We start from the raw sequence: 14,096 nt of genomic DNA on the forward strand, positions 1-14,096 counted from the left end.
CCACTCGATGCCGCCGCCACCGTGGTACCAGTCGCCGAGCGGAACCTCCGCCGCCAGCCGCCGGTGCGCGGCCATCCCCGCGACGTTGAGCTCGTGGTAGACCAGCGGCTGCTTGTTCCGCGAGTTGACCCACGAGAACGATGCGCCGGACGTTCCCGATCCCGGCGCGCCGCCGTCGACCACCGTCACCGCCGCTCCGTCCCGAGCCAGCGCTGCCGCGACAGCAGCTCCATAGACACCGGCACCTATCACGACGACCCGCATCTCGACCTCCGTTGACCTGCGAACTCCTTGGCGTAACTAGTTGCATGTAACTAGTTGCAAGGTAGGCCGTCGACGTCGTGGCGGTCAACGCCTTGCTTGGATGTCGAGGTGTCCGTCTACGACGTCGCCCCTCGCCTGCCCGCCCTCCCCGAGCTGCGCGCACTGTGTCGTGCGCTGGCCGTGCTGGACGTTGTGCTCGATCCCGGCAGTGCGGACCGCTACCACCTCTACGACCCCGAGTGGGGACCTGGCGAGGAGATGGCGTCCATGCGGGACGGCGCGGGCAACGAGTACTCCGTCGTGTTCACGGCCACGGGCGCCTACATGCGCGGCTTCGACCACGAGTCGCCGATGAGCCCGTACGCCACCGACGATGAAGAACCGTGGCCAGGCGTTCTCGACTCGGTGCCCGACGTGTTCCGCAAGTGCGTGGAGGAACCGGCGTTCTGCGACGACTTCGGCACGCCGTCCGTCACGGTGTGCCTGTGGCGCGAGCACGACGACTCCGCCTGGCGGCACGGCGACATCGAGCTCCCTGCCGGACACCACGACCCGGACGGCGCCGACTGGATGTTCGGCCTGCTCACCGATGGCACGCCCGAGGCGTTCCGCGAGTGGGCGCAGGGCTACTACGAACAGCCGGTCGACCTCGACGCCGTGCGGCACGTCTACCGCGGCCAGCCGTTGACCGCCGAGGTCGTGAAAGCGCTCAACCCCGCGACGAGCCTGGCCGCCGTCGCCGACGACCTGAGCGCGATCGGCTACTAGGTCTGGGCCAGGTCGGTGAAGCGCGAGTAGTGCAGCTGGTGTGCCACGGTGATGGTGGCGGTCGGGCCGGCGCGGTGCTTGGCGATGATCAGGTCGGCCTCGCCGGCGCGCGGGTCGTCGCGTTCCCAGGCGTCCGGGCGGTTGACCAGGATGACCATGTCGGCGTCCTGCTCCAGCGAGCCCGACTCGCGGAGATCGGAGAGCATCGGGCGCTTGTCGGTGCGCTGTTCCGGACCGCGGTTCAGCTGGGAGATCGCGATGACCGGGACGTGGAGCTCCTTGGCGATCAGCTTGAGGTTTCGGGAGAACTCCGAGACCTCCTGCTGGCGCGACTCGGTCTTCTTGCCGGAGCTCATCAGCTGGAGGTAGTCGACGACCACGAGCTTGAGGTCGTGGCGCTGCTTGAGGCGACGGGCCTTGGCCCTGATCTCCATCATCGTGAGGTTGGGGCTGTCGTCGACGAACAGCGGCGCCTCGCTGATCTCGCTCATCCGGCGGGCCAGGCGCGTCCAGTCGTCGTCGCTCATCGTGCCGCCGCGCATGTCGCTGAGGCGGATGCGCGCCTCTGCGGAGAGCATGCGCATCACGATCTCGGTGCGGCTCATCTCCAGGCTGAAGATGGCGCTGGTCAGGCCGTGCTTCACCGAGCACGAGCGGGCGAAGTCGAGGCCCAGCGTCGAGTTGTGGGTCGGGATCATCGTCTCGCCCGCGAGGTACAGGTGGTCGTGGTTGTCGACCTCCACGCACCGCACCGGCACCGACGCGACCGGGCGCACCGCCACGACCTCCACCTGGTCGTGGCGGCCGAGGCCCGCGACCAGCTCGTCGACGTCGCGGCGCAGGCGGGCGAAGCGGCCGTCGATCCGCAGCGCGGCCAGCAGCTCCTCGCGCTGCGCGCGGGACGAACGCAGGTAGGCGGCGGGGATGTGCGGGTCGTCGGCCAGGTCGAGCTCCTTGGCCACGCGCAGCTCGTCGTCCGTCAGCTCCAGGTCGCCCAGGCCCGACAGGAACAGGCCGAGCGCGCGGGGCGGCAGGGGCAGCGCCGCGGCGGGCAGCTCCCACGCGGCGGACATGCGCACGAACATCCGGCACAGGCCGACGCGCTCGAACAGCTGGGCCGTGGTGCGGATCGCCCAGAAACCGCCGGTCTCGCTGCACGACTCGGTGAGCCACTGGTGCTCGGCGTCGGCCACGACCACCGTGCCGTCGGAGAACTCCACCTCGAAGCACGGGCGGCCCGTCATGACCTCGGTCGCGGCGACCACCCTGGTCGGACGGCCGTCGGCGCCCATCAGGAACTGGCCGACCTCGACCTCGCCCATCGTGGTCCAGCCGGACGGCGTGGGCAGCGGGGTGTCGAGCGCGAGCGCCTTGCCGACACCGGGACGGGCGGCGACGATGATCATCTGGCCGCCGTGCAGGCCGTTGGTCAGCGCGTCGAGGTCGGCGAAGCCGGTCGGGATGCCCTGCGAGATGCCACCGCGCGACGCGATGGCGTCGATCTCGTCCATCGTCGGCTGGAGCAGGTCCTCCAGCGCCACGTAGTCCTCGGTCGTGCGGCGGTCGGTGACCTCGTAGATGGCGGCCTGCGCGCGGTCGACCACCTCGTCGACGTCCGCACCCTCCGCGCCGTTGTACCCGAGCTGCACGATGCGCGTGCCCGCCTCGACCAGGCGGCGCAGCACGGCCTTCTCGGCCACGATCTCCGCGTAGTACCCGGCGTTCGCGGCCGTCGGCACCGTCGCGATCAACGTGTGCAGGTACGGCGCGCCACCGACGCGCAGCAGCTCGCCGCGCCGTTCGAGCTCGGCGGAGATGGTGATCGGGTCGGCGGGCTCACCGCGGCCGTAGAGGTCGAGGATGCAGTCGTAGATCGCCTGGTGCGCCGGGCGGTAGAAGTCGTTGGGCGCGAGCGCCTCGATGACGTCCGCGATGGCGTCCTTGGACAGCAGCATGCCGCCGAGAACGGACTGCTCGGCAGCGAGGTCCTGGGGCGGCTGACGCTCGAATGCGGGCTCCGCCATACCCCGGTCGTCCACCAGCGCCACTGCCAAATCACCCCTGCGAAGAGTCGAGAGCCGGTGCGTTGTCCCCTAGTTGTACCGCGAGGCACCGACAATTCCGGGCGGCCACGCTGCGCGATGACAACGCCCGTGCCGCGACGCTAGAGGGACCCGTCCGGAGCAAGCAAACCAGCGTGTGGATCGTCCTGTGGACAACTGGGGGACAACCTGTGGATGGTTGCCCACAGGGACGGAGGCGCTGGGGACAACCTGTTGACAACCGGTGGAGTGACAGAAGTAACGCCAGCTCAGAGGCTGTGTACAAGTTGTGGAAAAAGTTGTGGGCCACGCCGTCGGCGTGTCGCGAAAAACACCTTCTTCGGCGTGTCGCGATGGGGCTAAGCGGTGTGTTTATCCACAGGACGTGGACAGGTGTGCACTGCTCTGAACGAGCGAAGGCGCCACCCGCCCGGAGCATTCCGGGCAGGCAGCGCCTCGGCAGAACCGAACCGCGGGTGAGCTCCACCGGCGAAGCGCCGGCGGCTCACCCGACGGGGTCGAACTACTCGCCGGCCGTGACGACCAGCGGGAGCGCCACGGTGACCTCGGGGTGGAGGCGAACCGTGACCGAGTGCTTGCCGGTGGTCTTGATGTGACCCGGCAGCTCGATGGCGCGCTTGTCCAGGGCCGGACCACCGGCGGACTTGACGGCAGCCGCCACGTCCGACGCGGTGACCGAGCCGAACAGCTTGCTGCTGCCGGCGGCGGCCTTGGCCTTGAGCTCCACGGAGAGACCCTCGAGCGCGGTCTTGATCTCCTTGGCGTGGTCCAGGTCGCGCACGCGGCGGGTGTCCTGCGCGCGGGTGATGACCTGGATCTGCTTCTGCGCACCGCGGGTCGCGACGATCGCGAGACCGCGCGGGAGCAGGTAGTTGCGGCCGTAGCCGTCCTTGACCTCGACGATGTCGCCGGGCGCGCCAAGGCCGGAAACGTCAGCGGTGAGGATGAGCTTCATCGCAGGAGTTCCCTTCTCTTAGCGGGCGGTCGAGGTGTAGGGCAGCAGTGCCATCTCACGGGCGTTCTTCACGGCAACGGCGACGTCGCGCTGGTGCTGCGAGCAGTTGCCGGTGACGCGGCGGGCGCGGATCTTGCCGCGGTCCGAGATGAACTTGCGGAGGAGCGTCGTGTCCTTGTAGTCGATCAGGCTCGCGCTCTTGTCCTTGCAGAAGGCGCAGACCTTCTTCTTGGGCTTGCGCACAGGCGGCTTGGCCATGTGTCTCTAACTCCTGGAATACGCAGTGATCAGGTTCTGGATGACCGGTGCAGCGGTCTAGAAGGGGGGCTCGTCGGCGAAGCCACCGGAGCCGGCCGGCGGGGCGGAACCCCACGGGTCGTCTGCGGGCGCGCCACCGCCGCCACGAGACTGCTGACCGCCGCCGCCGCCGAAGCCGCCGCCACCGCCGCCGTCTCCACGGCTGACCTTGTTGACCTTCGCGGTCGCGTAGCGCAGCGAGGGGCCGATCTCGTCGACCTCAAGCTCCACGACAGTGCGCTTCTCGCCTTCCTTCGTCTCGAAGGAACGCTGGCGCAGCCGTCCGGTGACAACTACTCGCGAACCGCGCGTGAGCGACTCGGCCACGTTCTCCGCGACCTGGCGCCACACGTTGCACCGCAGGAACAGCGCTTCGCCGTCCTTCCACTCGCCGGACTGGCGGTCGAAGGTGCGGGGCGTGGAGGCGACCGTGAAGGACGCCACCGCGGCACCGCTCTGGGTGAAGCGGAGTTCAGGGTCGGCGGTCAGGTTCCCGACCACCGTGATCGTCGTCTCGCCAGCCATGTCTTGAGCTCCCCTGCTTCGAGGTTCGTCAGGCCTTGGCGGCCGACTTGGCGGGCTCACGGCGCAGGACCTTCGTCCGGAGCACCGTCTCCTGCAGACCGAGCTGGCGGTCCAGTTCCTTCACCGCGTCCGGGGTCGAGGTCAGGTCGAGCACCGCGTAAATGCCTTCGGTGTTCTTGTTGATCTCGAAGCTCAGACGGCGCTTGCCCCACACTTCGACCTTCTCGACGTTGCCGCCCGACGTCTTGATGACGTTGAGGAACGTGTCGAGGGACGGCGCGATCGTGCGCTCGTCAAGGCTGGGGTCGAGGATGACCATCACTTCGTAATGACGCATGAGGACCACTCACCTCCTGTGGACTCGCGGCCACGGGCTTTCCGTGGCAGGAGGGTCGTCGCGTCAGCAACTGACAAAGGTTAACAGGGCGCGTCCAACGACTACGCGGGGGTGCGGCGGAGCACCCAGGTCCGCACCAGCGCGCCCGTCACCAGGGCCAGCATCAGCACCGCGACCAGCACCGGAGCGCCGACGCCGCCGGGACCGCCGAGCCGCGGCAACGCCGTCGCGCGGCCGGCCGCCTGCACCGAGTCGCCCTCGATGCCGGTGGTGCCGTTGGACGCGCGCGGGACCTGCGAGCCGTAGCGCACCCCCGGCGACGGCGAGTACAGGCCAGGCATCGCGAACGGCAGCGAGCCGTAGCTGAACAGCGGCACGCGGCCGAAGTTCGCCCCGACCGGGTACAGCGAGAAGTCGCGGTTGCTCGGGGCGCCCGCGCCGACGCCGGGGATGGTGCCGGGGTTGTTCGCACCGGGCTGCTGCTGCGCGGGCGGGGTGCCGGGCTGGGGCTGCTGGGCCGGCGGCTTCGGGGCGCCGGGGATCGCGCCGACGGCCTGCTGCGAGGCGTCGGCGACGGCCTTGCTGCCGTCCTGCACCGGCGCCACGACCTGGTTCACGCCGGTCACGGTCACCTTGCAGCCGCTGGTCAGCGTGGCGCGCACGGTTCCGTCGAGCGTGCCGAGGATCGGCCCGAGCAGCGGGATCTTCGCGACCTCGACCATCACCGCGTTCGCGATCGTGCCGCCGCTGATGGTCGTCGTGCCGACCTGGACCGCGCCGATCGGGATGGGCTTGGCCTGCGAGAACGCCTGCCGGAACGGTTCGGCGAGCGGCGGCCCGAGCAGGGGCACGGCACGCACCAGGTCCGTGATCGGCTGCGTCACGGCGGCGGGGCTGAGCGAGACGGGGGTACCGGGCGCGCCCTGCACCGACGTCGCGCAGCTGCCGATGACGATGGGCTCCGCGGCCGTGGCCGTACCCGCTCCCACGCCGGCGGAGGCCAGCGCCAGAAGCGTCACGGCGGTGATGCTCGGCAGTCGCATGCCAACCCCTTTCCTACTCTCAAGTAACGACCGTAGGTCCTGGTGGTGACGCAGGCCATCCCCAGTTTTCCCGATTACTCCTATCGGCGGCGCGTGCGATGGCGTTATGGACGCCGACTACCCTCCAGTTCATGCGCATCGGGGCCCATGTACGCGACGACGACCCGGTCGGCGCCGCGGCCGAACGCGGGGCCGAGGTCGTCCAGTTCTTCCTGTCGGATCCCCAGGGGTGGAAGAAGCCCAAACCTCATCCGCACGCGGAAGCGCTGCTCGCCTCCGACCTCGAGGTGTTCGTCCACGCCCCGTACCTGATCAACATCGCGTCGCTGAACAACAAGATCCGGATCCCGTCCAGGAAGAACGTGGTCCAGCACGCGGAGGCCGCCGCGACCGTGGGCGCGAAGGGCCTGATCGTGCACGGTGGGCACGTCACCAAGGGCGAGGACCCGGCGGACGGCTTCGCGAACTGGCGCAAGTTCTTCGAACGGCAGGTCGCCGAGGGCGGCTTCGCGGTCCCGGTCCTGATCGAGAACACCGCGGGCGGCGACGGCGCCATGGCCCGCTCGTTCGACTCGCTGAAGCTCCTCTGGGACGCGGTCGGCGAGTTCGGCGCGGGCTTCTGCCTCGACACCTGCCACGCGTTCGCCGCCGGTGAGGACCTGGTCGGCATCGTCGACCGGGTGAAAGCGATCACCGGCCGGATCGACCTCGTGCACCTCAACAGCTCGCGCGACGAGTTCGGCTCCTCGCGCGACCGGCACGACAACATCGGGACTGGCACCATCGACGCCGACCAGCTGGTGGCGGTGGCCGCCACCGCCGGATGTCCCGTGGTCGTGGAGACACCGGACGAGGGCCAAGCCGACGACATCGCCTTCCTGCGCGACCGCGCCGGGCGGTGAACACCGTGCACGAGGTGGTGAGCGTGACGCCCGAGCGAGGCGACACCGGGCGTTCCGCGAACCGCTTCGGCAGCGCCGCCCTCGCCGTGCTCGTGCTGCTGTGCGGGCTCACGCTGCTGCTGGGCTTCATCAACAAGGACCGCTGCACCGGTCCCTCGTTCGACCAGTGGGGCCGCACGCAGCCCGACTACGACGAGCGCAACAAGCAGGACGTCTGCTACTCCGACATCCAGCACCTCTGGATCGGGCGCGACATCGACCGGCACGTCTTCCCGTACGTCGACGGCGGCATCAACGACAAGGGCGTCCTGGTCGGCGGTTCGGTCGAGTACCCGGTGCTCTCCGGCCTGATCATCTGGGCCGGCGCGATCTTCGCGCACAACGACGCGGAGTACCTGCTCTACTCGGCGCTGCTGATGGCGCCGTTCGGCCTGCTCACGGGCTGGTTGCTGGGCAAGCTCGCCCGCTGGCGCGCGCTGCTGTGGGCGATCGGGCCACCGCTCGTGCTGTACGCGTTCCACAACTGGGACCTGCCGGTCGTGCTGTGCTCGGCCGCCGCGGTCTACGTCGTGCACCGCTGGAACCGGCCGCTGGTGGAGAGGGCGACGGTCGCGTCCGTCCTGCTCGGCCTCGGGTTCGCGTTCAAGGTCTACCCGGCGATCTTCGTGCTGCCGCTGATGCTGTTCGTCGCCACCGGCGGCTGGCGCGGCCAGGAGCTGCCGGAGGGCAAAAAGGTCGACGTCGCCGGCGCGGTCAAGGTCGGCCTCGCCTCGATCGTCACGGTCGTGCTGGTCAACCTGCCGTTCGCCTTCGCGGGCTACGACGGCTGGCTCGCGTCGTTCGAGTTCCAGCAGCTGCGCCGGGTCGACATCACCACCAACTCGATCTGGTACTGGGGCCTGCGGCCGTTCATGGGCGACGACCCGATGCAGTCGCTGGTCGGCGTGCTGTCGCCGATCACGATCCTGATCTCGTTCGCGATCGCCGCCGGGTACGGCTGGCTGCGGTTCCGCCGCGAGGGCTCCTACCCGTGGATCGCGGTGTCGGGCGCGATGCTGTGCGGCTTCATGCTGCTGCACAAGGTCCACTCGCCGCAGTACACGCTGTGGCTGGTGCCGTTCCTCGTGCTCCTGCGCGTGCGGCTGGTGTGGGCGTTCGCCTACTTCGTCGCGGACCTGGCGATGGGGATCGGCATCTTCCGCTGGTTCTGGGCCATCGAGTTCGGGCAGCCGGCCGGCATCTACGACAGCTTCTCCGCGCAGGCCGTGATGATCGGTGTGTGGGGTCGTGCGGCGCTGCTCGTGGCGCTGTTCGTGGTGTTCCTGAAGGCGAAGGACGTCACCGAGGACGACCACCAGGACCTGAAGTTCCTCCGCGGAGCAGTGGCAGCGAAGAGCTGATCACCCCAGACTGGTACCCGTGAGGGTGATCTTCGCTCTGGCCTTGGTGCTGGTCTGCGGAGCTTCCGGTGCGCACGCGCGGTCGGAGGTGATCCGCTGGCTGCCCGTGTGGCAGGCGGTGCCGACCCTTCCCGCCGGCGTTCCGGACCACGTCGTGCGCACGACGGTCGACCTCTCCGCGGGCGGCACGTCGGTCCGGCTGCGGCTGTCGAACCTGATGGGCACCAAGCCGGTGCGCGTCGAGCAGGTGACCGTCAAGGCGAACGGCGAGACGCGCGAGCTGACGTTCAACAGGTCCCGCGCCGTCACGATCAGGGCGCGCGACGACGTCTACAGCGACGCCGTGCAGCTGCCGGTCGGCAAGACGCTGGAGATCAGCACGCACGTCCCCGGCGGCACGCCGTGTCAGGCGCGCGCGTGGAACACCATCACCTCAGCGCGCGCGTACGTCTGCCTCGTCTCGGCCGTCGAGGTCGCGGGCTTCAGCGCACCGGGCGCCGCGGTGATGCTCGGCGACTCGATCACCGAGGGGTACGCCGAGGGCACCTGGCCGTCGATGGTCAAGAGCGACTACGCCGTGCTGAACGCGGGCATCAACGGCAACGGCGTGGTGCACGGTGACGCGCCCATGGTCACCCGTCTGCAGCGAGACGTGCTCTTCAGCCGTGAGGTGCGCAAGGTCGTGATGCTCGGCGGCATCAACGACCTCCAGCGTGACGTGCCCGCGGCGAACGTCATCGCCGGCATCCGCACGATCTGGCAGCGGTGCCGGGACGAGGGCGTGCAGTTCCAGGTGGGCACCGTCACGCCGTGGGGCGGCTGGCCGAACTGGAACGAGGCCAGGGAGGAGCAGCGCCAGGAGGTGAACGCGTGGATCCGCGCCACCTTCCCCGACGCGATCGACTTCGACGCCGCCCTGCGCGACCCCGCCGACCAGCTCAGACTGCGTCCGGAGTTCGACGCCGGTGATCACCTGCACCCGAACGCGGACGCATTCGGTGTGATGGCACGCCTCGTGCGGGTCTGACGAGCTGCCGGTCGGGAGCACCGGCCAGCACGCCCTCCAGCGGGTCGTCGCCCGCCTGGCGCACGAGGTCGCGCTCCGGGCGGTAGATCTCCTTGAGCACGAGCACGCACAGCAGGACGACCGCCGCGTCGCGCAGCAGCACCGCGCCGAGGAACCAGTCGATCGGCAGGCCCTTGTTGTCCGTGCCGAGGTAGAAGTACATGCGCGGCACCCACACCAGCGCGTCGATCGTCATCCACGCCAGCAGCAGCTTCCAGCGCGGCAGCGCGAGCACCGCCAGCGGCACCAGCCACAGCGAGTACTGCGGGCTCCACACCTTGTTCGTCAGCAGGAAGGCCGCGACGACCAGGAACCCGAGCTGCGCGAGCCGCGGCCGCGTCGGCGCCGACAGGGTCACGTAGGCGATGCCGGCGCAGCAGACGAGGAACAGCACCATGCTGACCGTGTTGAGCACCGTCGGCGGCTGCCCCTGCGTGAGACCGGGGTCGAAGCCCTGCCACCCCGTCCACTGCACGAGGACGTTGTAGAGCGTGTCCGGGTCCGCGTTGCGCTCGGTGTTGAGGCGGAAGAACTCCCGCCAGCCCGTCTGCGACGCCGGGTTCAACGCGATCGGCGCGTTGACGAGCGCCCACGCGCCGATGGCCGCCGCTATGGCGGTGAACCCCGCTTTCAGCCTGTCCGAACGCCAGCACAACAACAGCAACGGCCCGAGGAGGAACAACGGGTAGAGCTTCGCCGCACCACCCAGCCCGAGCAGCACACCGGCGAGCGCGGGTTTCTTCCGCGCCCACGCCAGCAGACCGGCCGTGGCGAACGCCGTGGCGATCGTGTCGAAGTTCGTGAAGGCGTGTACGACGACCAGCGGTGACACGGCGACGATCGCCGCGTCCCACGTCCTGCGGCGCGCTATTCGCGCGACCGAGAACACGGTCACCAGCCACGCCACCGCCAGCCAGAACGCCGTGACGTTGAAGAACACGATCACCGTCATCGGCAGCCCGGGGACGAGCGCCACGAGCCCCTGCGCCACCCGCGCGTTGAGCCACATGAACACGCCGGTGACGACCGGGTACTCCATGTACCGGATGTGCTCGGTCGGCTTGCCCTCGTCGTCTTTCCACGACGTGATGTACGGGAAGGAACCGCGCTGGTCGAGCCGTTCCGCGGTGTAGAGCGGCACGGTGTCGGAGTAGCAGAGGGCGGTGAACTGCCTGCTCCCCCGCCAGTCGAGCTGCACCTGGCCCTTGTCGTCGACGTACTGCTGGATGCACGGCGACTTCTGCACCCATCCGGCCAGCAACGTCAGCACGGCGAGCAGCAGGATCACGCGCGCGGCTGTCCAGAAGTAGTTCCTGCCGACGAGCGCGTGCTCGCCGAGCGGACCGCCGAACGGTCTGCTCAGCGACCGCGCGAGGGACTCGGTCCAGGTGGGGGCGACCCGCTCTTCGCGGGTGAGCGAGCTCGTGTCCTCGGCGAGGTCGGGTGCGGGGGCCTCGGCGCGGGGCTCGGCAGGGCTGCTGGGCACCTCGCGGATGTTACGGCCCAGACCGTTTCGCCGTGGTCAACATCCCTGGACCGATGCGGCCCAGGAACGGCGAAGGGGCCCGGTGCGATGTGCACCGGGCCCCTTCGCGGGTCAGCCGTCTCCTGGTGTTCCCCCTCGGGTCGGCCGGCCGGGGGTGGACGGGTCCGGGTCACCGGAGGGCGGGCAGACGAACAGGCCGCACGGGGTCGACGGCTTCGTCGGCGGCGTGTTCGAGGGCTGCGTGTTGGAGGGCGGCGTGTTCGACGGCGTGTTGGAAGGCGTGTTCGACGGGGTGTTGGAGGGGACGTTCGAAGGCTTCGGCGGGTTGTACTGGTTGAGCGGCTTGGCCTTCGGGAACTTCTCCAGCTGCGAGCCGGCCAGCGCCTTGTTCATGAACGCCTGCCAGATCTTGCCGGGCACGCCGGAGCCGAAGATGTTGGCGCCGGACTTGTCGCGGATGGGCAGGTTGCCCTCGTTGCGGCCGACCCACACGGCGGCCGAGATGGACGGGGTGTAGCCCACCATCCAGGCCTTCGAGTTGAGGCCGGCACCCTGGCCCGCGCTCTCGGACAGCTCGTGCGTACCCGTCTTGCCCGCGCACTCGCGGTTCTGGGCACACGGGATCTTGGAGCTGGTGGGGATCTCCTTCAGGACGTCGGTGACGTTGTCCGCGATGTCCTGGCTCTTCGTCTGGTCAGGGTCGAACGCCGAGATCGGCTTGTCCGTGTGCTGGTAGATCACGTTGCCGTCCGGGCCGGTGATCTTCACGATGAAGAACGGCTGGCGGTAGACGCCGCGGGCCGCGAACGTCGCGTAGGCCGAGGCCATGTCGAACGGGCGGACCACGGCCTGGTCACCACCGAGGGCGATACCGCCGTTGGGGTTGCCGCCGTCCTCGCCGACCAGCAGCTTCTTCGGGCCGTTGCCGATGTTGACCTCGTCCGGGATGCCGGCCTGGTGGGCCGCCTTCACGGTCTTCGCCACGCCGATGTCGTTCACGACCATGTCGTAGAACACCGTGTTCAACGACTTGACCATGGCCGTGCGGACGGGGCACTCCTTGCCGCACGAGTTGTCGTTGCCGGAGTTGCGGATCGGCGTTGCCACACCGGGGAACGTGCGCGGGGAGCTGCCGTCGTAGATGCTGCCGAGGCCCCTGCCGTTCTGCAGCGCCGCGACCAGGTCGAACGCCTTGAACGAGGAACCGGGCTCCTGCAACGTGCCCTTCGCGTAGTCGAAGGACCCGCGACCGTCCCGTCCGCCCCAGTACGCGCGGACGGCGCCGGAGTTCGGGTCGACGGCGGTCAGCGACGTCTTCAACGGCTCGGGCTGCGCGCCCTTGATCATGATCTCGTCCACGGCCTCCTCGGCCGCGGTCTGCGTCTTCGGGTCGATCGTCGTCTGGATCGTGATGCCGGTCTTCTGCGCCTGCTCGAACGTGACGCCGGTCTGCTCGCCCTCGAGGGCTTCCTGGACCTGGTCGACGATCAGGCCGCGCGGGCCCTCCAGCGACTTCGGCTGGGTCTCGGCGAACGGCAGCGGAGTCGGGAACTTCTCCGCGTCGTAGTAGGCCTGGTCGATCCAGCCCTTCTGGAGCATCTGGCCCATCACGAACTTCCAGCGCTTCTCCGCGTACTCCTTGTCCTCGGACCAGGAGGGGGTCTGGATCATGCCCGCGATCAGCGCCGCCTGCGACGGCGAGAGCTCCTTCATCTCCTTCTTGTAGTACACCTGCGACGCGGCCTTGAAGCCGTTCGCGCCACGACCGAAGTACACGGTGTTGAGGTATGCCGTGAGGATCGTGTTGTGGTCCGACTCGTTGCTCATCTTGAAGGCCTTGACGACCTCCGTGAACTTGCGGGTCAGCGTCGGCGCCTCGTTGTTGGTCGCCTTCTTGATGTACTGCTGCGTGAGACCGGAACCACCCGAGCTGCCGCCCGTCGCCTGGATCCAGACGGCGCGCAGGATCGCCTTCGCGTCGAAGCCGGGGTTGTCGTAGAAGTTCGCGTCCTCGGCCGCGAGCACGCCGTGCTTGACGTTGTCCGGGATCTCCTCGTACGTCAGCATCGTGCGGTTCTCGCCGGGCGAGGTGATCTTCGCCATCTCGCTGCCGTCGGAGTACTGCAGCGTGATCGTCTTGTTCTGGGTCGCCGCGATGTCCTCCGGCTTCGGCCAGTCGACCAGCGGGTACGCGACGGCGACGGCGATCACCGGGCCGAGGATCATGAGACCGATCGCGACGAAGGCACCGATCCGGACGCGCTTCCAGATCTTCTTCTTGCGCAGTCGGCGCTCCTCCTCCTCGGTGAGCTCCGGCTCGTCGTCGTCGTAGTAGTCGTCATCGTCGACGACCCCACCGGCGAGCAGGTACTCGTCCTCGGGTTCGCGGTGCGTGATGAGCTCGGGCTCGCGCTGCGTCGGCCGGCTCACCGGCGGCAGCTGCGTGGTCCGCTCGTCGGCGGGCTTGCGCGGAGGCACACCGGGACGGCCTGGACCGCCCGCGGGACCACCGGGGCCGTTCGGCCCGCCGGGACGGCGTGCGCCGGGCGGCGGTGCCACCGGCATGCCGCCGGGAGGCGTCGGGGGACGGCTGCCGGGACCACCCGGTCCGCCCACCGGGCCACCGGGACCCTGCGGCGGCCGGCCGGCCGCGCCCTGCGGTCCACCGGGAACACCGCCCTGGGGTCCGCCTGGTCCGTTCGGGCGGCGTGGGGGCTGCTGCTGTGGGAAACCACCGGGCGGCGTGCCACCCTGGGGAGGGCGTGCGAAACCGCCGGGCGGAGTGCCCGGTCGAGGCTGATTCGGGACATCACGTCTCGTACCGCCGCCGTCCGGGTCGTCCCCGGTCGGCCACTGCGGCTCGCCTCCGCGCTGCCGGTCATCATGCTGGTCGTTCACGTGAAAAGGCCTCCCAGACCGGCGCGCACCGGCACGCGGTTCGGTGGTCGTACTTCGTTCGGAGCAGTGTCACCCGTGGGTCATTCCACCGC

General features: G+C 69.4%; 13 protein-coding genes. 4 read left to right on the forward strand and 9 right to left on the reverse strand.

Annotated elements, in window-relative coordinates; translation table 11 throughout:
- A partial coding sequence (locus VF330_RS13145; RefSeq protein WP_330851843.1) for an FAD-dependent oxidoreductase occupies positions 1-264 on the reverse strand: 264 nt, incomplete at its 3' end.
- Between the two features lie 108 nt (positions 265-372).
- Between VF330_RS13145 and VF330_RS13150 the strand changes: the two genes are divergently transcribed.
- The gene (locus tag VF330_RS13150) at positions 373-1,032 is read left to right on the forward strand and encodes a hypothetical protein (RefSeq protein WP_330851844.1); all 660 of its coding nucleotides are present in this window, start codon (positions 373-375) and stop codon (positions 1,030-1,032) included.
- Here the strand turns inward: VF330_RS13150 and dnaB are convergent.
- From dnaB to VF330_RS13180, 6 genes are all read right to left on the reverse strand, one after another.
- Positions 1,029-3,056, reverse strand: coding sequence for a replicative DNA helicase (dnaB, locus tag VF330_RS13155; protein WP_330851845.1), 2,028 nt, complete (start codon positions 3,054-3,056; stop codon positions 1,029-1,031). The genes VF330_RS13150 and dnaB overlap by 4 nt on opposite strands.
- Before the next feature lie 541 nt (positions 3,057-3,597).
- Positions 3,598-4,050 (reverse strand): 50S ribosomal protein L9, encoded by a 453-nt coding sequence (gene rplI / locus VF330_RS13160; protein WP_330851846.1) that lies wholly within the window; start codon positions 4,048-4,050, stop codon positions 3,598-3,600.
- An 18-nt stretch (positions 4,051-4,068) separates the two neighbouring features.
- Positions 4,069-4,308: a 30S ribosomal protein S18 gene (gene rpsR / locus VF330_RS13165; protein ID WP_030480165.1), complete on the reverse strand. Its 240-nt coding sequence runs from the start codon at positions 4,306-4,308 to the stop codon at positions 4,069-4,071.
- Positions 4,309-4,365: 57 nt separating this feature from the next.
- Positions 4,366-4,872, reverse strand: coding sequence for a single-stranded DNA-binding protein (locus VF330_RS13170; protein WP_330851847.1), 507 nt, complete (start codon positions 4,870-4,872; stop codon positions 4,366-4,368).
- 28 nt (positions 4,873-4,900) lie between these two features.
- On the reverse strand, positions 4,901-5,209 hold the full coding sequence (gene rpsF, locus VF330_RS13175; RefSeq protein WP_086666963.1) for a 30S ribosomal protein S6: 309 nt from the start codon (positions 5,207-5,209) through the stop codon (positions 4,901-4,903).
- A 101-nt stretch (positions 5,210-5,310) separates the two neighbouring features.
- Positions 5,311-6,252, reverse strand: coding sequence for a hypothetical protein (locus tag VF330_RS13180; protein WP_330851848.1), 942 nt, complete (start codon positions 6,250-6,252; stop codon positions 5,311-5,313).
- A 131-nt stretch (positions 6,253-6,383) separates the two neighbouring features.
- Here VF330_RS13180 and VF330_RS13185 point away from each other — a divergent pair, with 131 nt between their 5' ends.
- The 3 genes from VF330_RS13185 to VF330_RS13195 are packed head-to-tail and all read left to right on the forward strand — an operon-like array spanning position 6,384 to position 9,581.
- Positions 6,384-7,154, forward strand: a complete 771-nt coding sequence (locus VF330_RS13185) for a deoxyribonuclease IV (RefSeq protein ID WP_330851849.1) — start codon at positions 6,384-6,386, stop codon at positions 7,152-7,154.
- A gap of 23 nt (positions 7,155-7,177) precedes the next feature.
- Positions 7,178-8,554: a hypothetical protein gene (locus VF330_RS13190; RefSeq protein ID WP_330851850.1), complete on the forward strand. Its 1,377-nt coding sequence runs from the start codon at positions 7,178-7,180 to the stop codon at positions 8,552-8,554.
- 19 nt (positions 8,555-8,573) lie between these two features.
- A complete protein-coding gene (locus VF330_RS13195) occupies positions 8,574-9,581 on the forward strand; it encodes a GDSL-type esterase/lipase family protein (protein ID WP_330851851.1) in 1,008 nt (335 codons plus the stop codon).
- On the opposite strand, the gene VF330_RS13200 is transcribed toward VF330_RS13195, so the two are convergent.
- Complete coding sequence (locus VF330_RS13200; RefSeq protein WP_330851852.1) at positions 9,493-11,106, reverse strand: glycosyltransferase family 87 protein; 1,614 nt, start codon at positions 11,104-11,106, stop codon at positions 9,493-9,495. The genes VF330_RS13195 and VF330_RS13200 overlap by 89 nt on opposite strands.
- A gap of 111 nt (positions 11,107-11,217) precedes the next feature.
- Positions 11,218-13,722 (reverse strand): transglycosylase domain-containing protein, encoded by a 2,505-nt coding sequence (locus VF330_RS13205; RefSeq protein WP_330851853.1) that lies wholly within the window; start codon positions 13,720-13,722, stop codon positions 11,218-11,220.
- Positions 13,723-14,096 lie beyond the last annotated feature (374 nt).

This window comes from Lentzea sp., assembly GCF_036380075.1.
Lineage (GTDB): Bacteria > Actinomycetota > Actinomycetes > Mycobacteriales > Pseudonocardiaceae > Lentzea.